General features: G+C 59.2%; 19 protein-coding genes. 3 read left to right on the top strand and 16 right to left on the bottom strand.

The features are described from left to right. Positions 1 to 9 precede the first annotated feature (9 nt). The 5 genes from pyk to gap all read right to left on the bottom strand — a co-directional run bounded on the left by pyk (position 10) and on the right by gap (position 4,852). Positions 10 to 1,482: a pyruvate kinase gene (gene pyk, locus H8L67_RS02475; protein ID WP_220380211.1), complete on the bottom strand. Its 1,473-nt coding sequence runs from the start codon at positions 1,480 to 1,482 to the stop codon at positions 10 to 12. Then, positions 1,482 to 2,657 (bottom strand): phosphoglycerate kinase, encoded by a 1,176-nt coding sequence (locus H8L67_RS02470; RefSeq protein ID WP_220380210.1) that lies wholly within the window; start codon positions 2,655 to 2,657, stop codon positions 1,482 to 1,484. Before H8L67_RS02470 ends, pyk begins: the two co-directional genes overlap by 1 nt. Before the next feature lie 58 nt (positions 2,658 to 2,715). Further along, the gene (locus H8L67_RS02465; RefSeq protein ID WP_255556013.1) at positions 2,716 to 3,177 is read right to left on the bottom strand and encodes a group III truncated hemoglobin; all 462 of its coding nucleotides are present in this window, start codon (positions 3,175 to 3,177) and stop codon (positions 2,716 to 2,718) included. 68 nt (positions 3,178 to 3,245) lie between these two features. Continuing rightward, positions 3,246 to 3,656 carry a hypothetical protein gene (locus H8L67_RS02460; RefSeq protein WP_255556012.1) on the bottom strand — a complete coding sequence of 137 codons (411 nt, stop codon included), beginning with the start codon at positions 3,654 to 3,656 and terminating at the stop codon, positions 3,246 to 3,248. A 191-nt stretch (positions 3,657 to 3,847) separates the two neighbouring features. Further along, positions 3,848 to 4,852 carry a type I glyceraldehyde-3-phosphate dehydrogenase gene (gap, locus tag H8L67_RS02455; protein WP_220380209.1) on the bottom strand — a complete coding sequence of 335 codons (1,005 nt, stop codon included), beginning with the start codon at positions 4,850 to 4,852 and terminating at the stop codon, positions 3,848 to 3,850. A 109-nt stretch (positions 4,853 to 4,961) separates the two neighbouring features. Between gap and H8L67_RS02450 the strand changes: the two genes are divergently transcribed. Further along, complete coding sequence (locus tag H8L67_RS02450; RefSeq protein ID WP_220380208.1) at positions 4,962 to 5,843, top strand: S1/P1 nuclease; 882 nt, start codon at positions 4,962 to 4,964, stop codon at positions 5,841 to 5,843. 73 nt (positions 5,844 to 5,916) lie between these two features. Here H8L67_RS02450 and H8L67_RS02445 read toward each other — a convergent pair whose 3' ends face one another. Continuing rightward, positions 5,917 to 6,144 (bottom strand): hypothetical protein, encoded by a 228-nt coding sequence (locus tag H8L67_RS02445; protein WP_220380207.1) that lies wholly within the window; start codon positions 6,142 to 6,144, stop codon positions 5,917 to 5,919. Positions 6,145 to 6,184: 40 nt separating this feature from the next. Next, entirely contained in the window at positions 6,185 to 6,412 is a 228-nt protein-coding gene (locus H8L67_RS02440; protein ID WP_220380206.1) for a hypothetical protein, read from the bottom strand. A gap of 173 nt (positions 6,413 to 6,585) precedes the next feature. Here H8L67_RS02440 and H8L67_RS02435 point away from each other — a divergent pair, with 173 nt between their 5' ends. Continuing rightward, the gene (locus H8L67_RS02435) at positions 6,586 to 7,014 is read left to right on the top strand and encodes a YeeE/YedE family protein (protein WP_220380205.1); all 429 of its coding nucleotides are present in this window, start codon (positions 6,586 to 6,588) and stop codon (positions 7,012 to 7,014) included. Beyond that, positions 7,011 to 7,439 (top strand): DUF6691 family protein, encoded by a 429-nt coding sequence (locus tag H8L67_RS02430; protein WP_220380204.1) that lies wholly within the window; start codon positions 7,011 to 7,013, stop codon positions 7,437 to 7,439. Before H8L67_RS02435 ends, H8L67_RS02430 begins: the two co-directional genes overlap by 4 nt. On the opposite strand, the gene tkt is transcribed toward H8L67_RS02430, so the two are convergent. The 9 genes from tkt to H8L67_RS02385 form a co-directional block, all read right to left on the bottom strand. After that, the gene (gene tkt, locus H8L67_RS02425; protein ID WP_220380203.1) at positions 7,426 to 9,414 is read right to left on the bottom strand and encodes a transketolase; all 1,989 of its coding nucleotides are present in this window, start codon (positions 9,412 to 9,414) and stop codon (positions 7,426 to 7,428) included. The two genes, H8L67_RS02430 and tkt, sit on opposite strands and share 14 nt — an antisense overlap. A gap of 96 nt (positions 9,415 to 9,510) precedes the next feature. Further along, positions 9,511 to 10,851, bottom strand: coding sequence for a dicarboxylate/amino acid:cation symporter (locus tag H8L67_RS02420; protein WP_220380202.1), 1,341 nt, complete (start codon positions 10,849 to 10,851; stop codon positions 9,511 to 9,513). 51 nt (positions 10,852 to 10,902) lie between these two features. Then, entirely contained in the window at positions 10,903 to 12,570 is a 1,668-nt protein-coding gene (locus H8L67_RS02415) for a BatD family protein (protein WP_220380201.1), read from the bottom strand. Further along, positions 12,567 to 14,252, bottom strand: a complete 1,686-nt coding sequence (locus H8L67_RS02410; RefSeq protein ID WP_220380200.1) for a vWA domain-containing protein — start codon at positions 14,250 to 14,252, stop codon at positions 12,567 to 12,569. Before H8L67_RS02410 ends, H8L67_RS02415 begins: the two co-directional genes overlap by 4 nt. Continuing rightward, positions 14,249 to 15,250, bottom strand: a complete 1,002-nt coding sequence (locus H8L67_RS02405) for a vWA domain-containing protein (protein ID WP_220380199.1) — start codon at positions 15,248 to 15,250, stop codon at positions 14,249 to 14,251. The genes H8L67_RS02410 and H8L67_RS02405 overlap by 4 nt, the downstream gene beginning before the upstream one ends. Beyond that, the gene (locus H8L67_RS02400; RefSeq protein WP_220380198.1) at positions 15,247 to 15,705 is read right to left on the bottom strand and encodes a DUF4381 domain-containing protein; all 459 of its coding nucleotides are present in this window, start codon (positions 15,703 to 15,705) and stop codon (positions 15,247 to 15,249) included. Before H8L67_RS02400 ends, H8L67_RS02405 begins: the two co-directional genes overlap by 4 nt. Continuing rightward, a complete protein-coding gene (locus H8L67_RS02395) occupies positions 15,702 to 16,619 on the bottom strand; it encodes a DUF58 domain-containing protein (RefSeq protein WP_220380197.1) in 918 nt (305 codons plus the stop codon). Before H8L67_RS02395 ends, H8L67_RS02400 begins: the two co-directional genes overlap by 4 nt. Before the next feature lie 19 nt (positions 16,620 to 16,638). After that, on the bottom strand, positions 16,639 to 17,625 hold the full coding sequence (locus H8L67_RS02390; RefSeq protein ID WP_220380196.1) for an AAA family ATPase: 987 nt from the start codon (positions 17,623 to 17,625) through the stop codon (positions 16,639 to 16,641). 144 nt (positions 17,626 to 17,769) lie between these two features. After that, positions 17,770 to 19,635, bottom strand: a complete 1,866-nt coding sequence (locus H8L67_RS02385) for a type IV pilus secretin PilQ (RefSeq protein WP_220380195.1) — start codon at positions 19,633 to 19,635, stop codon at positions 17,770 to 17,772. Positions 19,636 to 19,644: the final 9 nt, after the last annotated feature.

Genomic DNA, 19,644 nt, shown 5'->3' with positions numbered 1-19,644 from the left:
ATCGCGTGTTCAGTCTGGCGAAATTTCGCCCAAACCCGCAGCGTTGCCGGCTTCGTCCACGACCAGCAGACGCAAGGTGTTGGTCGCGCCCAATTGCTCCATCGCTTCACCACTAGTGAAAACGAGGCGCTCGCCCACTTCGAGCGCGCCTTCGTCGAAGAGATGCTTAATGGCCACACGCGCCGCTTCGCGCGGTTGCATTCCGGTGGAATCAAAGGCCACCGGAAACACGTCACGCATCAGACGCATGCGCCGACGCGAGTCAGCATGATTCGAGAACGCAAAGATCGGAACGCGCGAACGGAATCGTGACAAGAACCGGGCGGTACCGCCGCTTTCTGTCAATGCGACGATGGCCCCCACACCGATGTGCTCCGTCAAGAACATCGCCGCCATGGCAATCGCTTGGTCGGCACGATCGAGCCCGCGCTTTGCCGTTTCGTAATCGGTGTCGGCCGCCAAATTTTCTTCCGCGCCGACGCAGATGCGCGCCATGGCCGCCACCGCCTGAACCGGCCAATGCCCTGCCGCGGTTTCTTGCGACAACATCACAGCATCGCTACCGTCGATAACGGCATTGGCGACGTCCAGGACTTCGGCGCGGGTCGGCAACGGACTATCGACCATCGACTGGAGCATTTGCGTGGCCGTGATGACAATCCTGTCTTGCGCCAGAGCCTCACGAATGATGCGCTTTTGCAGTCCGGGCAACGCGGCATCGCCGATCTCGACGCCCAAATCCCCGCGCGCCACCATCACCACATCACTGGCGGCAATGATTTCCTTGAGATTGGTAATGGCTTCTGCGCGCTCGATCTTCGACACGAGCGCCGCCTGACTTCCATGCGAACGCGCGATGGCACGCGCCTCTTCCATATCGTCGGCATTGCGACAAAAACTCACTGCGATGAAGTCGACACCGATTTTCGCGGCGACCTCGATCAATTCGCGATCACGAGTCGTCACCGCACCCAATGACAATCCGCCGCCTTGCTTGTTCAGTCCCTTCTTGTTGGACAGCACCGAATTGTTCAAGACGCGCGTGATGATGCGCTGCCCTTCGATCGCCTCGACTTGCAACTGGACCATGCCGTCATCCAACAACAACACGTCGCCGGCCACGACATCGCCCGGCAGCCCGAGATAGCTCACGCCGACAAATCCGGCATTGCCCAGTGGCGCATCGGCTTCGGCCAACAAATCGAAACGTTGGCCGGCCGACAATTCAACCTTGCCTGATTCAAATCGCTCCACGCGAATTTTCGGGCCGGGCAAGTCGGCCAGAATGCCCGTTTCGCGTCCGATTGCCGCCGAGGCCGCGCGAACGCGTTCGGCACGGGCGATTTGCTCGGCGGGATCGCCGTGGGAAAAATTGAGCCGCACGCAATCCACACCGGCGCGCAACAAATCCTCGAGAACGCCCGGCGCGTCCGTCGCTGGGCCCAGTGTTGCGAGAATCCGTGTGCGGCGAAGGGTTTGCATCAGCGTGATTTGCCTTCGAGTGCGGCCACAGCGGGCAGCGTCTTACCTTCCAAGAACTCCAAAAACGCGCCGCCGCCTGTTGAGATGTAGCTGACGTCTTCGGCAATGCCGTATTTGTCGACCGCCGCCAACGTGTCACCGCCGCCGGCGATTGAGAACGCATTGCTCGACGCGATCGCGCGTGCGAGCGCCTCGGTGCCTGCGCTGAACGCGTCGAATTCGAAAACGCCCACCGGACCGTTCCAAACCACGGTGCCCGCGCGCGCAATCAGCGCCGCGTAGGCCTTGGCGGTCTCGGGACCGATGTCCAAAATCATGTCGTCCGCATTCACGTCTTCGACGCGTTTGATGGTTGCAGGTGCTGTTGCGCTGAACTCGGGGGCAACCACAACATCCACCGGCATCGGAATTTCGGCGCCGCGCGCTTTGGCGTCGGCCATGATTTTTTTCGCCGTGTCGATCAGGTCAGGCTCCTGCAAGGATTTGCCCACGGGCAAGCCGAGCGCCGCCAGAAACGTATTGGCAATGCCACCGCCGACAATGAGTTGGTCGACTTTGGAAACGAGCGAACCGAGCAATTCGAGTTTGGTCGATACCTTACTGCCGGCGACAATGGCCAACAGCGGACGCGCGGGATTGTCGAGGGCTTTCGCCAACGCATCCAATTCCGCCATCAACAAAGGGCCCCCAGCGGATTGCGCAGCGGCGTTGATCACGCCATGGGTGGAGGCCTGTGCGCGATGCGCCGTACCGAAGGCATCCATCACAAAAATGTCGCAAAGGGCCGCGTACTTCTTGGACAGCGCGGGATCATCCTTGCCCTCGCCGATGTTCATCCGGCAGTTTTCCAACATAACCAATTCACCCGGCGCGACTTGAACGCCGTCGAGGTAGTCGCGGACCAACGGGATATCGCGACCCATGAGCTCGCCCAAACGCGCCGCAACCGGCGCCAGCGAATCCGCCTCACTCCACTGTCCTTCCACCGGACGACCCAAATGCGACGTCACCATGACCGCTGCGCCTTGTTCGAGTGCGGCTTTCAAGGTCGGAATCGAGGCGAGAATGCGCTGGTCGGAAGTGACCCGGCCGTCTTTGATCGGCACATTGAGATCCTGGCGGATCAGAACGCGTTTGCCGGTGAGATCGAGATCGGACATGCGGGTGACAGACATCGGGCCTTCCTTGGAATCTTGCGGAAAAAAGCCATTGTCACCGGATGCGGGCTTAGGTTCAAACCGCTTTGCCCGGATGCATGGGCAAGGGTCGGTTCTGGGGCTTTCGAAGCGGATCCAGATCCAAGCCATACATCAAGCTTTGCGCGATGCGCCGGGCATAGCCCATGAAGATCCGGGCCTTGTCTTCGCCCAAGCAGGTTTCGGCCGTGCCCTGCCATAGCGCAAGCCAATGTTGGAAATGTTCCGCAACGATGGGATGCGGTCTATGCGCGGCCATCGGATTGCCGCGATATTCGCGCGTGCCCAACACTACGGAGGACCAAAATTTCACCAATGTCGCTTGGTGTTCTTCCCAGTCATGGACGGCGGGATTGAAGATCGGTCCGAGCACAGCATCTTCCCGAACACGCGAATAAAACGCATCTACCAACAGGGTGATGTCATCTGGAGTGATCTCGTGCGCCGCCTGTTCCATCCGATCATTATCGCGCGGCAACCTCGCCGCCATTTGATCCATGTCATCCACCTGCAAAAAACCCCGCTGTTCGGGCGGGGTTTGTGTTGCGTTTCACTTCGAACGTGAGATCAGCGATAGCCGTCCTCAGACGGGTCGTTGATGATTTTGATCAGCACGGCGCGGCTGTCGAAATCGGAGTTCGACGAAAACACCAGACGGCCCAAGCCCTTGTAAGCGCATTCGGTGCGGTACTTGTCACCGCCGAAGTGGAAGGGAATCCAAGCCTTGCCAGTCACGTAGCTGCCGCAATCCGCGTCGCGGGCACCCACGAGGTCGGACACTTGCTTTTGCGGCATGCCGATTTCAATTTTGCTGAACGGGCTACCCGGCTTGGCTTCGCCAAAAATTTCACCTTCGGTGCCGTTCCTGCCTTTGACTTCACGCGATTTCATTTTGTCGGTATCGACATCTGCCATCACACTGGCCGAAAAGGCCACCAACATCGCTGCCGTCAGGCCTTTCAGAAACATCTTGTTCATTGAGTTCTCCTTCCCCGAGTTTGAACTGTCCCGCCTGGTTGGGGCACCTGCCGGAACTTAGTGCACTACCCACATTCGATTATGCGCGAAAACGTGTGTCAGTTCACCTCGTCGGCGTGAAGCGCATCCAAAACGACAACGCCCCGCAAACAGGCGGGGCGTCGTTTTATTCGATTGGATTATCGAAACGGTTATTTGGCAGCGACTACTTTGACCATTTCAAGGCACTTGTTGCTGTAGCCCCATTCGTTGTCATACCAGCTGACCAATTTGACGAAGGTGTCGTCGAGTTGGATACCGGCTTCGGCATCGAAGATTGAGGTGCGCGCATCGCCGCGGAAATCGGTGGCGACGACTTTGTCTTCGGTGTAACCCAACACGCCGGCCATCTTGCCTTCGCTTTGCGCTTTCATTTCCGCACAGATTTCGGCGTAGGTCGCCGGCTTTTCCAATTCAACCGTGAGGTCGACCACCGACACGTCCGAGGTCGGCACACGGAACGACATACCGGTCAATTTGCCCTTCAATTCCGGCAACACCACGCCCACTGCCTTGGCCGCGCCGGTGGAGGACGGAATGATGTTTTCAAGAATGCCGCGGCCGCCGCGCCAGTCCTTGTTGCTCGGTCCGTCCACGGTCTTTTGCGTGGCGGTTGCTGCGTGCACCGTCGTCATCAAGCCGCGCTTGATACCCCACTTGTCGTTCAACACCTTGGCAATCGGTGCCAAGCAGTTGGTGGTGCAAGAAGCATTGGAGACAATCGTTTCACCGGCATATTTGCCGCAATTGACTTTGTGCACGAACATCGGCGTATCGTCCTTGGCCGGCGCCGACATGATGACTTTCTTAGCGCCTGCGTCCAGATGCTTCTGGCAGGTTTCCTTGGTCAGGAACAGGCCGGTCGATTCAATGACAACATCCGCGCCGACTTCGTCCCACTTCAGCGCAGCCGGGTCACGTTCTTGGGTCAGGCGGATCTTTTTGCCGTTCACGACGAGATCGTTGCCGTCCACGGAAACGTCGCCTTCAAAGCGGCCGTGGACCGAGTCGTACTTGAGCATGTAGGCGAGATAGTCCGGTTCCAGCAGGTCGTTGATGCCGACGATTTCGATGTCATTACCGAAGTTTTGGATCGCCGAGCGGAACACATTGCGGCCGATTCGACCGAAACCATTGATGCCGACCTTGATGGCCATTGGACTCTCTCCTGGAGGGAAGCTACGGAAAAATGCAATTTTAGCCTGTTTCCGCGGTCGACTCCCGTCTTTGCATACAACTGCAACCTGCTTTCGGTATGCTTTTCCCATGAAAATCAAAACGGCACATCTGCTTCTCTTGGCCACGGTCCTTTTGGCGGCGCCGGCCGTCGCTTGGGCACCGCTCGGACACCGCCTGGTCGGCGATTTGGCGCAGCGGCAGCTGACGCCGACGGCACAACGTGAAGTCAAACGCTTGTTGGCCGGCGAGAAGGAACCGAGTTTGGCGGGCGTCGCGAATTGGGCGGATGAACTGCGCAACACCGACCCGGCACGCTTCAAGGCCACCTCAAAATGGCATTACGTCAACCATGCGAACCAGCAGTGTGTCTTCAACGCTGAAGCCGATTGCAAGGACGGCAATTGCGTCGTGACCCAGATTGACCGGCAACTGGCGATCTTGAAAGACCCCACCCAGCCGATTCAGGCACGCCGTGATGCGTTGAAATTCGTGGTCCATTTGGTGGGCGACGTGCACCAACCGATGCACTCCAGCGACCATGGTGACGCCGGCGGTAACGGCTACCAAGTGAGCCTGAAGACCCGCGTCGAGCCCGAGGCCTACGCCAAAGACAAGTACAAGAACGGCGTGATGGGCACCAACCTCCATTCGATGTGGGATTACTACGTGCTCGGCGAATCCGGAATGCGTTCACGCGAGTATGCCGACAAGCTGTGGGCATCCACGCATGGTCGTCCGCGTGCGACACGTGTGGGCGATCCCGCGCTGTGGGCGCAGGAATCCTGTGAGCTTGTGGATGCCTGGGGTGTCTATCCCGAATCACACGAAGAAGACAGTGCGGAATACGCGAAAGCGATGCGGCCGCTAGCCGAACGTCGTGTCGCTCAGGGCGGCTATCGCCTGGCCGTGTTGCTGAATTCCGCGCTGGATCCGGCCTATCGCGCGCCCGTGGACCTGCCGCAAAAATGAGTCGTGCCCCTTTCGGGGCACGAGATTGAATTCGTCAGGCGGTACATTCCGCATCTGCGGATTGCTTGAAACCTCACGGACTATTGTTCGCACCTTTCTGGTTTTCTTGTTGCCGGCGCGTTTCGGCAGAAACCGTCAGGGCTTCCAAACGACGCTGATCACTTTTCTGGATCAAGGCGTCACGATCTTTCAAACGGGTTTCCATCTTGTCATTGCTCGCCGTCTTTTCTGACGTCGATGCACATCCGATAGACGCGATCGCAAGACCTGTCACAACACTCGTCATGATCAGCTTTTTCATTGCACTCCTCCCGGAAAGATCGTTTTGTTGCGTCGAAAAATCAACGTGAACTGCGTGCCGAACCACCGGCAGAACGTTCAATGGCACTGTTCAAAAGTGCCTGCCCCGCCCCGTGTTGTCGATGTGCGCTACCAGCGTTGTACAGCGTGCTCGCGGCGCGCGCCCGCGAGTCTTTCTGATTTGATAGATTTGCCGATTTCTCAGAAGTTGACGCACACGCCGTCAGCATCAGCGCGATCGTGGCCAAACCACCCATAGACTTTTTCATCTGAACCTCCCTAGCCTTGGTCGCGGGCGCCTGGTTCGTCATGAGCCAAGCTAGGCGCGAACAACTGTCACTATAAGCTCGGCAATGAGGCGCATGTGAAAGGGTCGGAAAAGTCCTACACGGTGCCCTAGAAGAGCCGTTACGCTAGACCCAATCTTCCGAAGATTCCACTCATGCCCACATTATTCACACCGCTGTCTGCCGCCATCGGCGGACTCATGATCGGCCTGTCAGTCGTCGTCCTGTTTTTGACGTTGGGTCGCGTTGCCGGTATCAGCGGCATCCTCAATCAGGCACTGGAAAATCGCGCCGAGCGCTCGTGGCGCTGGGTTTTCATCGCGGCGTTGATGCTGGGTGCGGTCGCACTATTCAAAGTCTTCGACCTGCGTGCAGGAAACGCCGTGGTTTCGGTGCCGTGGTTGGTGGTCGCGGGTCTTTTGGTGGGCGCGGGCACCCGGATCGGCAACGGCTGCACCAGCGGGCACGGCATCTGCGGACTGGCACGGCTATCCAAACGCTCGTTGGTCGCCGTCGCCGTTTTCATGGGCACCGGGATGTTGACGGTCTACGTCCTTCGTCACGTAGTCGGGGGTGCCGCATGATCCCCTCTTCGCAGCTCGAGAAACTGCTCGCCGCGGCTGTCAGTGGTCTTTTGTTCGGCGGCGGCCTGGCCATTTCCGGCATGTGTATTCCCGACAAGGTTTTGAATTTTCTTGACGTGACCGGCAGCTGGGATCCCACCTTGGCGGTAGTGATGGCCGCGGCCTTGGCGGTTGCCCTTCCTGTTTTCGCTTGGGCGCGTCGTCGTGGCCAAACCTTGCCGGGCCACACAAGCAGGAAAGTCGACACCCGTTTGGTGGTCGGCAGCGCGCTGTTCGGCATTGGCTGGGGTATCGCAGGCGTCTGCCCCGGGCCCGCGATTGCAAATCTCGCGGGCTGGGGAAACGGTGCTTTGATTTTTATTGCCGCAATGATTGCCGGCTCGCAACTGGCGCGCTTGGCAGATCGTTCCGTTAGAGCGAACTGACCGCGTTTACCACGGCATCCACCGTGAAACCGAAGTGCTGGAACAGCACGTCGGCCGGGGCCGATGCGCCGTAGCCGTGCATACCGATCACGGCGCCGTCCAAACCGACATATTTGCGCCAGAAATCAGCGGTACCGGCTTCAATGGCAACACGCTTGCGGCATGCACCGGGCAGCACATGCGCACGATAGGTGTCGTCTTGGCGGTCAAACACATCGGTACTTGGCATCGAAACGACGCGCACACCATCGCCGAGTTTTTCGGCCGCTTGCATGGCAAGACCGACTTCCGAACCGGTGGCAATCAGAATCACTTCCGGCGTACCCACGCTGTCTTTCAGAATGTAGCCACCGCGCGCGATGTTGGCCAATTGCGTGGCGTCGCGCGGTTGGTGCGGCAAGTTCTGACGACTGAACACCAAGCAGCTCGGCCCGTCGGCGCGTTCGATGGCGGCGCGCCAAGCGACAGCACTTTCGACCGCATCACACGGGCGCCAAACGTCATTGTTCGGGATGTAACGCAATGACGCCATGTGCTCCACCGGTTGGTGGGTCGGACCGTCTTCACCCAAACCGATCGAATCATGCGTATAGACATGAATCGCGCGCGCGCCCATCAACGCACTCATGCGCACCGCGTTGCGTGCGTAATCACTAAACACGAGGAACGTCGCATCGTAGGGAATGAAGCCGCCGTGCAATGCCAAGCCGTTACTGATCGCGGTCATGGCAAATTCGCGAACACCGAAATAGATGTAATTGGCATTGGCGTCATCGGAGTTGACGCTCTTGCTACCCTTCCACAAAGTCAAATTGGAATGCGCAAGATCGGCTGATCCACCCACCAATTGCGGCAGCAACGGCGCGAACGCTTCAATCGCCATTTGCGAGGCTTTCCGACTCGCCACCGTCGGTCCTTCCGCTTGCAGCTTCTCGATGTAGGCTTGCGCGGCCGGTTCGAACACGGCAGGTAACTCACCGCGCATCCGTTGCTCGAATTCTTCCGCCATGGCCGGATGGGCGGCACGATAGTTGGCGAACAAGGCGTTCCATGCCTGTTCTTGGGCGTCGCCGCGCGAACGCGCGTCCCAACCCGCCGCGATGTCCGCAGGCATTTCAAACGGTGCATGGGGCCATTCAAGTGCTTCACGGGTTAGCGCGATTTCTTCGGCGCCCAAGGGGGCGCCATGGCTCGATTCTTTGCCGGCCTTGTTCGGCGAACCAAAACCAATCGTCGTGCGACAGCAGATCAGCACCGGTCGGTCATCGACGGACATCGCTGTGTCGATCGCGGTCTTCAATTCAACCGGATCGTGACCGTTGACGTTGCGGATCACTTTCCAGCCATAGGCTTCGAATCGCGCCGGCGTGTCATCGGTAAACCAGCCTTCGACATCACCGTCGATGCTGATGTGGTTGTCATCCCAGAACGCGACCAGCTTGTTCAAGTGCCAGGTACCGGCCAAGGACGCCGCCTCATGGCTGATGCCTTCCATCAAGCAGCCATCACCCATGAAGACCCAGGTGCGATGGTCGACGATATTCAAATCTTCGCGATTGAATCGCTGCGCCAAAAGCTTTTCCGCAAGTGCCATGCCGACAGCGTTGGCAAGTCCTTGTCCCAACGGGCCGGTCGTGGTTTCAATGCCCGCGGTCATGAAATTTTCCGGGTGGCCCGGCGTGCGCGATTCGAACTGGCGGAACCGCTTCAGATCCTCGATACCCAAGTCGTAGCCCGCCAAATGCAGCAAGCCGTACTGCAGCATGGAGCCGTGACCGTTGGACAACACAAAGCGGTCGCGATTCAACCATTTGGGGTTGCCGGGATTGTGGCTGAGGTAGTCGTTCCACAGCACTTCGGCGATATCGGCCATGCCCATGGGCATGCCCGGATGTCCGGAGTTGGCGGCTTGCACCGCGTCAATGGCAAGAAAGCGTAGGGCGTTGGCGAGGTCGCGGCGGCTGGGCGTCGTCATATCGGCAAAAAAAGAGGCGCCCGCGGACCACGGGCACCTCTATTCTCCCACATGCGCCGGATCGGATCACGGCACATGCGTATGCGGGATGCAGCGTCAGCGCACGATTTCTTCCAAATGCGCCATGGTGTCGTCATCTGGCAAATCGGTCTCACCACTGCGATTGGAGACGACCACGGCAGTGGCCAAATCACCGGTCACATTCAACGCTGTGCGGCACATATCGAGGAAGGTATTCACCCCGAGGATGATGCCGATGCCTTCAGGCTTCAAACCGATAATGCCGCAAATCATGGCGATCACCGGCAGGGAGCCTGACGGAATACCCGCCGTGCCGATCCCGCCCAAGATGCACAACACCAGCACCATCAGCTGCGTGCTGAGCGGCAGATGCATGTTGTACACCTGCGCCAGAAAGAGCACCGTGATGCCTTCAAACAAAGCTGTGCCGTGGTGATTCGCCGATGCGCCCACCGTCAGCACGAATCGCGACACTTTGCGCGGCAACTTCAAATTTTCTTCGGCGACGCGCAGGGTCACCGGCAGGGTTGCCGTCGAAGAGGCCGTGGCAAATGCCGTGAGGGTCGCTTCCTGCGTACCGCGGAAGAACGTGCGCGGGCCCATGCCGCCCATGATGCGCACCCAAAGCGGCAGCACCACGAAGCCGTGAATGGCGAGCGCCACCAACACGGTGATCACGAACCACGCCAGGCTCTTGATGACTTCAAGACCCAGCTGCGCCGTGAGGTTGAACATGAATGCAGCAACTGCATACGGCGCCAGCTTGATGAACATGCCGATCAAGTGCATGCAGATCTCGAACAACCCGTGCATCGCATTCTTGAACGCGCGCGTACCGGGCGTCGGCTTCATCACGAGGCCGATGCCGAACATCAGTGCAAAGAACACGATGCCCAGTTTTTGCTTGTCGTCGGCCATCGCGCCGACGATGTTGTGCGGAACAATATTGACGATCAGATCGATGAAGTTCAGCGCGTTGCCCTTATCGACAATTTCACCTGCCTGCGCATTGCTCATCGCTTGTTGCACGAGGTTCGGGTCCATATGCGAACCCGGTTGGAACACATTGACGCAGAGCAAACCGATACCCACCGCAGCGGCCGTGACGGTGGCGGTATAGGTCAAGGTTTTCCAACCCAATCGGCCGAGCGAAGCAATGTCGCCCAATTCCGCCACGCCCAATACGAGTGCGGAAAACATCAAGGGCACGACGAGCATGAAGAGCAGATTGAGGAAGATCTGACCGAAGGGCTTGGTGAAGTATTCAATCAGCATGTGCACCCATGAGGCATCTGCCATGGATGCATGCACAACCAGGCCCAGCACGGTGCCGAGAATGAAGCCGATCAGCACTTTGATATGCAAAGCGAGACCGCCCTTCTTGCCGGTTTCGGCGGGAGTTGAATCCAGATGCATGCGCGTTCCTGAAACGTATCAGTGAGCGAGCTTAACAAAAGGTAGGGCGGGCTATGCGGTCGGATAGAGTGGCGGCAGGCCGGTGTCATCTCGCTCGGGCAGCCCTTTCACCCATTCAGGCTTTGTGGAAAACGCGCTGCGTAACAGGCCGAGGGCTTTTTCCACATCCGCGCCGCCCCATAGCGCGGCCTCGAGCGCGTTGACCGCCTCCTGTTGTTGCGCATTGGCAAGACGCGCAGGGATGACCTCCAGGCGCGTTGTTGGCGGCTCGCTGAGTGCGCAAAGTGCCGCCGCAATGCGCGGCAACTGTCCGGACGACAACGCGACAGACAGGGGTTCGGGTTTCATCTGATCCACCGGCGCGCCCGCAGGCAGAGAGTGCCCTCGCCCGCTTCGCGTGGGCGGTGGTGTCTTGCTGCGGCGTTTGATCCCAATCCACGCGGCGATAGCGAGGGCCGCGAGAACAACCGCCATCAACGACCCAATGACGACCTGCCGAAGCACAGGTCGCGGCGCATCTACATTTTTGCCAGCCGCCGTTGTTTTATTGCCGTCGGCGGAAAACGTTGCGTCGCCCGACACACGCAAGACTTGAGGCGCTAACGCCGCCGACTCGTGGCGTCGCTCTGCGGTATTCCACCAATCGATGGGCGGCACCGTGAGGCGAATGTCACCCGCTTGCGTTGGGAGAACCGAAAACGCGCGCGTCACGGTGGTGATCATGCGTCCGTTGCGAATGGCAAATTTGGATTCGGCTGGCTCCGGATAGACCTGCGCCGCGTTGTTGGCATCGAGATCCAAGCTCGGCAAATCCGCCGGCATCGCGCCATCTGCCACCATTTCAATGACCACCCGGCCTGGCTTTTCCGCACCGACTTCGCTATTCGGCAACGTCAAGTAACGCAGTCCCAAATGGCGAATGGGCAACCAATCAGCCGGCGCATCCGCTGGTTGGGGCTGAACATCGAGCACCAAGGTATCGGCAACGGCATTGACGCGTTCGAGACCGTCACCAAAGGCCTCATCGAAGAAACCACCCGCAGTGGTGCCGACCAAGCGCGCGCCGGGGATTCGGAGTCGTCCCGGCCGATCCGGCACCACCCAATACTGCCGTGTCACGACTTGGAAATTTCGACCACCGAGGTTTTCAGACGTTTGAACGTCACTGGCCACTTGCTGCATTGACGCGCCATCAATGGATGGCTGATCCAATGCCGCATCGATCATCGAGCGACCGACATAAAAACGCACCGTCATCAACACACCCTGTTGGACGAACGGTTGCCGGCTATCCACCGTGGTCCGAATGAACACATCCTGCGTGCTGCTTGCCGCCGAGTCGTTCGGGCTTCTGCCATTGCTTGTACTGCCGCTCAACACATCAACGACAAGGACCGAGGTGTTGTCGTTACCCACTCGCAATGACGGGATGACGATGCGGCCCTCGCGGCGGGGCGACAGTTCGTATTCGTAGCGCGTGGACAATCGCATGCGTCCACCGGCATAACTGACGCTGCGTCCCGTCGAACGTGCGGTGATGACGAAATCTCTGGCGAAGGCCGTTTCGTCAGGCGCTTGCCGTGCGTCAGTCTCGATCACCAAGCGCACGCTTTCATCGGCATGGATCGACGTGCGGTTGACGGACGCACGCGTGTCCGCCAAGAGCATCGGCGACGAAAGACCTGCAACGAGGCAAACGAGTGCGCACAATCGCTTCATCGGCCTTTACCCGCGCGATATTCAAGCAAGAACTTGCGTTGCAACAGGGTTCCGGGATCATCCGGAATCCTCTTCAACACCGGTGCGCTTCTTTGCCTTGCGGCGCGTTCGGCAGGGGTCTCTGCGCGAGTTTGCGCGGCTTTTTTGTCTTGGCCGTTCTGCTGCGCGTTGCGCGCGGCGGCCATGCGTGCTTTTTGCGCGGCATCGGCCTCCGCCTGTGCTTTGGGATCGGGAGCGGTGTTTGGTTCGGCGCCAGGTTGAGCTTGGGACGGCGAAGCGGATGACGGGGTTTGATCGCCTGACGATTGTCGCTGTTGTTGTTGTTGCTGCTGTTGTTGCTGCTGTTGTTGCTGCTGTTGTTGCTGTTGTTGCTGCTGCTGTTGTTGCTGTTGTTTCTGATTGCCCTGTTGCTGTGGCTGGCTCTGATTTTGTCGATGGTTGTTGCCTTGCGGGGGTTTGCGCTTTGCAGCGCGTGCCACCGTCTCCCGGTTGGCGATGGCATCCGCATTGTTGGGTTGCATCTGCAGCGATCGGTCGTAGGCCTTGAGCGCCTCTTGATACTTCCCGCTTTTCGCCAATGCATTTGCCAAGTTGTAGTGTCCTTCGGCGGTGTCCACCTTTGAATAGGCTTTGATGGCGTCTTCATAACGACCCTGTCGATAGGCGTCATTACCTTGCTTCATCTGCGCATATTCCACTTGATCTTTGCGTCGCCACACATCCGCCGCCTGAGCCGACGGCGAAAGTGAGGAGAAAAAGCCGAGCACCAAAACCAACGCCACAGCGCCGCGTCGGAACATTGGAAGCAAGAGCAGCAGAAGCAACGGCAAGAGAATCCAACCGCCATCCTCCCAAGTCGCCGCGCCTTTGGCTTTTGTCGCCGCTGTGTCTGCGTCTTTCGCGACGTTCAATCCGAGTTCTGCGATGTCGCTGGGACCGACCGCCATTGCCGCATAACCGCCACCGCCTGATTGCGCCACGGACCGCAGTCCGGATGAGGTCGCATTCACGCCCAACGCGGAAACGTCGTATCCCTGCGCATGCGCCACAGCGGCCTCTTTGATGGCGTCCGCGTCGGCCGAGTCCGTCAGCAACACGATGTCCCCCGTGTTGTAACCGTTGTCGCGAAGCATTTTTCTCGCCAATCGCAAGGCGGCCGCTGGCGACTGTCCGCCCTCGGGCATGATCGCCGGCTGCAAGTCGGGCAGGAACACCTCAATGTTGGCAGGGTCGTCTGTCAGCGGGGTGACCGCGTGTGCCGTTCCTGCAAACACCACCAGCGCAACTTGCGCACCTGCCCGTGCTTGGAGCAACTGGGCGACCTTCGCACGCATGCGTATGAGACGCGAAGGCGGCAGATCGGCTTGAAGCGATCGCTGCGACAAATCCATCGCAATGACCAAGGGCGTACGTGTTTGCACCAGGGTCTGCGGACGCTTCTTCCATGCAGGCCCCGCGAGTGCCAAAACCAGCAATGCAGCAAATAGCGACGCCCAAAGCAGGCCGAGCCAAGCGCGCGGACGCTCGGCATTGTCCTCAAGCACATACGGTCGCAATGCGGGATCGACAACGCCCGTCCAAGGATCTTGGTTAGGTTGCCTTTTCCACCAGATCCAGCCGAGCACGGGAATACCCAACAACAACCAAAGCCATTCGGGGCGAAGGAAATGCAACGCACTCATTCGCGCCTCCTCACCCACCCGCCGACCAACAGCCACAGCAACAAAGTGGCTGCAGCGAAGAGTAGCGCCGAATAGTAGTGCTCGATCGTCGGTCGAATGGCACGCGCTTTCGCCGGCGTCGGCTCCAGCCGATTGATCTCTCCGTAGATCTTCGCCAACGATTCCGTATCGCGTGCCCGGAAAAATTGGCCACCGGTCATACGCGCGATCTCTGACAAGGTAGCTTCATCCACATCACCCGCGCCTGCGGGCAATTGCATTCCGAAGATCGACACCATCCCGTCACCACCCATCGCGATCGTGTGGATACGCACGTTGTTGTCTCGGGCAAGTTCCGCGGCCTTCAAAGGCGTCAATTGCCCTGCGGTATTCACGCCGTCGGTCAACACGATAAGGACGCGCGCCTGCGTCGGTAGTTTGATCAAGCGTTTGACAGACAGCGCGATGGCATCACCAATGGCGGTGGATTGCCCCGGCAGCCCCACAACGGTGTCGGCGAGCTGCTCGCGCACCGCATTCAAATCCGAGGTGACGGGAGTCAACACAAACGCCCGGTCACCGAAAACCACGAGCCCCACACGGTCACCACTTCGCGCGTCGAGAAAGTCCGAGATCACGGCTTTCGCCGCAGTCAAACGATCGACGTCACGCCCACCCAGCTGCATATCTTCTTCTTGCATGGAGCCGGACAAGTCCACCGCAAGCATCATGCCGCGCCCACTGACCGGGGGTTGGATGGCATTCCCAAAACTCTGCGGGCGCGCGGCAGCAACACACAAGGCCACCCACGCAATGAGCAAAAGAACCGGTAAAGCAAATCCCCGGCCGCGCCCGACTGATGCTTGAGCGATGTCATTGAGGGGTGATTGATCCGGATGTTTCAGTGCCGCGGCGCCGGACTTTCGCACAGCAGGAAGCAGCGCAATGAGCACAGGCAATGGCAGCGCCCACAACCACTGCGGCGTCGCGAAGTGCCAAAGCTGGAACGCATCCATCATCGCCCGGTCATCCAGGAGACGAATCGCGTGCGTACACGTGCTTCGATCTGCTCAACGGTTTCGGCTGACACATCCGCCATGAAAAGCCCTGAGGCAATGAGGTTGCCGGGCTCGGTGGTGAAGCTGCCCGATGGCATTCCCGCTTCAAGTAGTTCAAGCCAAGCGTTGCCGGTCAGCGTGTCGGCATCGGCTCGGATCTTGCGTGCCGATCTGCGCAACAGTTCCGACATGATCTGCAATTTCTGCTCAGGCGAGGTCGCCTTGGCGACGGATTCGTCAAAAAGCCGCTCTGCATGCAGACGTTTTTGCCGGATGCGCCATTGCCCCAAACAGAGTGCGATCAACACGAGCAGGACACAAACAATGACCCCCCACCACGCGGCGGTCAGCGGCCACAGTGGCGGCACCGGTACATCGTGAACGTCACGCAGGACGATTTCCTTGCCGGGACTCATGCGACATGTGCCTGCGGTGCGTTGAACCCGTGCAGCCACTCCGTGGCATTGTCGTCGGTAGACACGAGGTGGATTCGCAGTCTCTGCCGCATTGCGGTGACTTTGAAGGCTTCAATCGGGGTCGTGAAATAGTCACGCCAACGGGTCGCTGTTTCGCTTTGTCCCAACCTCAAGAACACGCGGGAGGCACCGACACGTGCAGGCAAAGTGCTGGCTGGCGGCTGCTGTTCCAACGCATCAACGATCAGAACCACATGTACCTCGATACCTTGCAGCATCGACCAGACGGTATCCGGCACTTCGGCAACCGAATGTGCATCGGCGACGATGACCAAACGCGCGCCATGTCGAAGCCGTTTGGCCAACGATGACAAAGGATTGACGAGCGCCCCTTGCACACGTGGGCGCGGCGCAGCATAGGCCTGCGCCAACCCATGAAGCAACGGTAGCGCGCCGCGGACACCCGAAGCAAAGCGCGGACTTGCGGCTGTGCCCTCCGGAATCACCAAGCCGACGCGATCGCCATCACGTACTGCGCTCCATAACGCGCTGGCTGCCACGCGCGCGGCTTGTACAGATTTGAATCGCGTTCGCGTCCCGAAAAACAAGGACGGTGACAGATCGATCAAGACCGCGGTGATTCGTTCCGTTTCCGCTTGAAAGAGTTTGGTGTGCGCGCGACCGATGCGTGCGGTCAGGCGCCAATCGATGTGGCGCGCATCATCACCCGCGACATAATCCCGTGATTCGGCATATTCCATTCCACGTCCGCGCACAGGCGACAAAGCCGGCCCTATCTTGATCGACTGGGCACGCCGCGCGGGCCGATGATGCGCGACTTCGCCACGCAACGCGATCAGTGCCTCCACCGTCGGCACGGTGACATCCTGCCCCGTCGAATCATTTGTGCGCACCAATGCCATCTTCGCGCCCTTACGGCAAAGGCACGCGATCGATCAACGCTTGAACCAGTTTGCCGCCGCTCCATCCTTCGGCACTGGCTTGATAGCTTGGCAAAATGCGGTGGCGAAGCACATCGGGCGCCACATCGCGCACATCATCCGGTGTCGCGTAATCACGACCCTGCAGCCAAGCACGTGCACGCGCGCAACGATCGAGTGCGATCGAACCGCGCGGACTCGCACCCCAGGCGATATTTCTCGCAAGCTCGGCGTCATAGGCCGCGGGTTTTCTCGACGCCATGATAATTTCCACCAGATAGCGCTCTAGCGCCTCACTCATGTGGACATCTAGCACAGCTTCGCGAGCGGCGAAAATGTCGGTTTCGTTCAACGTATGCGATGTGTGACCGGACGCCGCTGTCCCGCCACCCCGGGCGCTGTCACGCGCAATACGGAGAATTTCACTTTCCATCTTTGCATCCGGATAACCGATTTCGACGTGCATGAGAAATCTGTCAAGTTGCGCCTCCGGCAAGGGGAAAGTGCCCTCTTGTTCGATGGGATTTTGCGTCGCCATGACCAAGAACAGTGCGGGCAACGGATAGGTTTGACGCCCGACGGTGACCTGGCGCTCGCCCATGGCCTCAAGGAGTGCCGACTGCACTTTGGCAGGCGCTCGATTGATTTCATCGGCCAGCACGACCGAATGGAAGATCGGTCCCGGCACAAACTCAAAGCGCGAGTCTTGCGGACGCCAGATCTCAGTTCCAGTCAGATCGGCAGGCAAGAGATCGGGCGTGAATTGCACGCGCGCGAAGGCCGCATCCACCCGTTCGGCGAGCGCCCTGATGGCCGTGGTCTTCGCAAGCCCGGGGGCGCCTTCAACCAACAAGTGCCCATCGGCAAGCAGCGCAATCAGCAGTCGCTCGACCAGATGCGATTGACCGACAATACGTGCCGAGAGCTCTGACTGCAGCTGCCGGAAGCGGGACAAAAGTGCGTTTTCCGCGACATTCATTCGGTCGATACGTCCATCAATTCGGGGGAATGCCCATTTTGACCTGCCGCACGTCTATTTGTTCCTCACGGAAGACGTGACGTTCACGCAAAAGAAAACGGAGCCGCAAGGCCCCGTTTTCTGTGGTTCGTTTGGCAGATGCCATCAGTGCATATTTTGTTTGACGTGCAGGATGCGCGGCGTCAGGAAAATAAGCAGCTCGGCCTTCGACTTGTTGCGGCTCTTCTGTTTGAAGAGGTTGCCGATCACCGGGATGTCCGCAAGGAAGGGGACTTTGCTGATCGAGTCTTGATCGGTGAACTCGTAAACGCCGCCGATCACAACGGTTTGACCGTTTTCAACCAACGCGGCGGTATCGATAGCGCGCTTGGCGATAATCGGCACTTGACCGATCGAGGTATTCAACCAGCTGTCCAGCTCGTCTTTGTTGACTTTGACGTTGAGGAACACGCGATCGTCGTTGGTGATGGTCGGCGTGACGCGCAGTTCGAGGAAGACGTCCTTGAAGGCGACCGTCGGCATCGCGATACCACCGGCACCGGCGGTGACAGTCACGTAGCCGATTTGCTTGCCTTGTTGGATGACCGACTCGCGCTGATTGGTGGTCAGGATGCGCGGGTTCGACAACACTTCACCGCGACCTTCGGTTTGCATCGCAGACAGTTCGATGTCGAGCGAGAAGTTCGCACCGAGCAAGGTGTAGCCCAAGGCCGCTGCGGTGGAGGTCGATGCCGCCGGCAGGTTGAAGTTGTAGGTGTTGGCAGCCGGGTTGCCGATCACGGCGCGAGCGCCGCCATCACCACCACCTATACCCCACTGGTTGTTGCCGCCGCCGCGACGACCGACGCCGAATCGCGCACCCAAGTCACGCGCGAAGCTTTCCGTCGCGATCACGATACGGCCTTCGATGACGACTTGGTCTACCGGGCGATCGATTTCATTGATCAAGCGCTTCATTTCAGCGACACGCTTCGGAATATCGCTGATCATCAATGTGTTGGTGCGACCATCGGCCACGAGGCGACCACGCGGCGAAAGGAAGCCAGAATCCTGATTCTGGCCGTTACTGCCACCACCCTGTTGGCTTTGACCGCCGACGCCCTTCGCTTCGGTGATTGCTTTGTAGATATCAACGGCACTGTGGTAATTGACGCGCACGAACTCGGTCTGGAGATCCTGACGGTTTTCCAATGCGATCCGGGCATCTTCTTTGTCTTGCTCGGTCTTGGCGATTTCAGCAGCCGGTGCAATCCAAATCACATTGCCGTCGCGACGCTTGTCCAGACCTTTGGCGCGCAGGATGACGTCCAACGCTTGATCCCACGGCACGTTGTTCAAACGAATCGTGATGGAGCCTTGAACGGTGTCCGAAGCCACGATGTTGAGGCCGGTATCTTCTGCCAAGAGCTGCAACACGGTGCGAACCGGAACGTCTTGGAAGTTGTAGTTGACCGGACGACCGCGATAGGCCTGTGTACGTGCAGCGGCAGCTGTACGCGCACCGGCGATGGCCGACGCCACGCTGCCGACGGCACGATCGGTGGTACGCGGCACCACTTCGACGACATATTCGCGACCGTGCTGATAGGCCATCGACTCGAACGCCGTCGTTGTATTCAAGACGAGACGGTTCGGTTGGGTGTCAACAATGCTGACCGGGGTCGCGAAGTCTTTGACGTTCAACTGCTGCTGCAAGTTCGCAGGCACCGAGGCGTTGCCAAGGTCGATGATCACGTTGCCATCGGCGTTACGCAAATCCGGCGTCGCGCCCTCACCGCTGAAGCGTACGGTCAATTTTCCCGAACCGTCGGTGCCGCGCTTGAAGTCGACGTTCTCGACGCGAACCGCAGACGCCGGTCGCACCAGCTGCGTGGGTTGCATCGACGCCTGCTGGGGTGCCGAGCCCGATTGGGCGAGCGCGCCGGCAGCCAAGCAGGAAAGCATCGCCCCGAGGAGTGCCGCTTTGCCTGATTTCAAGGCCACAACGTGCGAAGTGTGGATGAACTGCATGTGCATTCC

It is taken from the genome of Lysobacter soyae, assembly GCF_019551435.1.
Lineage (GTDB): Bacteria > Pseudomonadota > Gammaproteobacteria > Xanthomonadales > Xanthomonadaceae > Solilutibacter > Solilutibacter soyae.
This window is presented reverse-complemented; position numbering and strand designations above follow the sequence as displayed.

Coding starts and splice junctions, on each gene's coding strand:
- pyk (WP_220380211.1), bottom strand. CDS start 1,482: ATGCAAACCCTTCGCCGCACACGGATTCTCGCAACACTGGGCCCAGCG.
- H8L67_RS02470 (WP_220380210.1), bottom strand. CDS start 2,657: ATGTCTGTCACCCGCATGTCCGATCTCGATCTCACCGGCAAACGCGTT.
- H8L67_RS02465 (WP_255556013.1), bottom strand. CDS start 3,177: ATGGATCAAATGGCGGCGAGGTTGCCGCGCGATAATGATCGGATGGAA.
- H8L67_RS02460 (WP_255556012.1), bottom strand. CDS start 3,656: ATGAACAAGATGTTTCTGAAAGGCCTGACGGCAGCGATGTTGGTGGCC.
- gap (WP_220380209.1), bottom strand. CDS start 4,852: ATGGCCATCAAGGTCGGCATCAATGGTTTCGGTCGAATCGGCCGCAAT.
- H8L67_RS02450 (WP_220380208.1), top strand. CDS start 4,962: ATGAAAATCAAAACGGCACATCTGCTTCTCTTGGCCACGGTCCTTTTG.
- H8L67_RS02445 (WP_220380207.1), bottom strand. CDS start 6,144: ATGAAAAAGCTGATCATGACGAGTGTTGTGACAGGTCTTGCGATCGCG.
- H8L67_RS02440 (WP_220380206.1), bottom strand. CDS start 6,412: ATGAAAAAGTCTATGGGTGGTTTGGCCACGATCGCGCTGATGCTGACG.
- H8L67_RS02435 (WP_220380205.1), top strand. CDS start 6,586: ATGCCCACATTATTCACACCGCTGTCTGCCGCCATCGGCGGACTCATG.
- H8L67_RS02430 (WP_220380204.1), top strand. CDS start 7,011: ATGATCCCCTCTTCGCAGCTCGAGAAACTGCTCGCCGCGGCTGTCAGT.
- tkt (WP_220380203.1), bottom strand. CDS start 9,414: ATGACGACGCCCAGCCGCCGCGACCTCGCCAACGCCCTACGCTTTCTT.
- H8L67_RS02420 (WP_220380202.1), bottom strand. CDS start 10,851: ATGCATCTGGATTCAACTCCCGCCGAAACCGGCAAGAAGGGCGGTCTC.
- H8L67_RS02415 (WP_220380201.1), bottom strand. CDS start 12,570: ATGAAGCGATTGTGCGCACTCGTTTGCCTCGTTGCAGGTCTTTCGTCG.
- H8L67_RS02410 (WP_220380200.1), bottom strand. CDS start 14,252: ATGAGTGCGTTGCATTTCCTTCGCCCCGAATGGCTTTGGTTGTTGTTG.
- H8L67_RS02405 (WP_220380199.1), bottom strand. CDS start 15,250: ATGATGGATGCGTTCCAGCTTTGGCACTTCGCGACGCCGCAGTGGTTG.
- H8L67_RS02400 (WP_220380198.1), bottom strand. CDS start 15,705: ATGAGTCCCGGCAAGGAAATCGTCCTGCGTGACGTTCACGATGTACCG.
- H8L67_RS02390 (WP_220380196.1), bottom strand. CDS start 17,625: ATGAATGTCGCGGAAAACGCACTTTTGTCCCGCTTCCGGCAGCTGCAG.
- H8L67_RS02385 (WP_220380195.1), bottom strand. CDS start 19,635: ATGCAGTTCATCCACACTTCGCACGTTGTGGCCTTGAAATCAGGCAAA.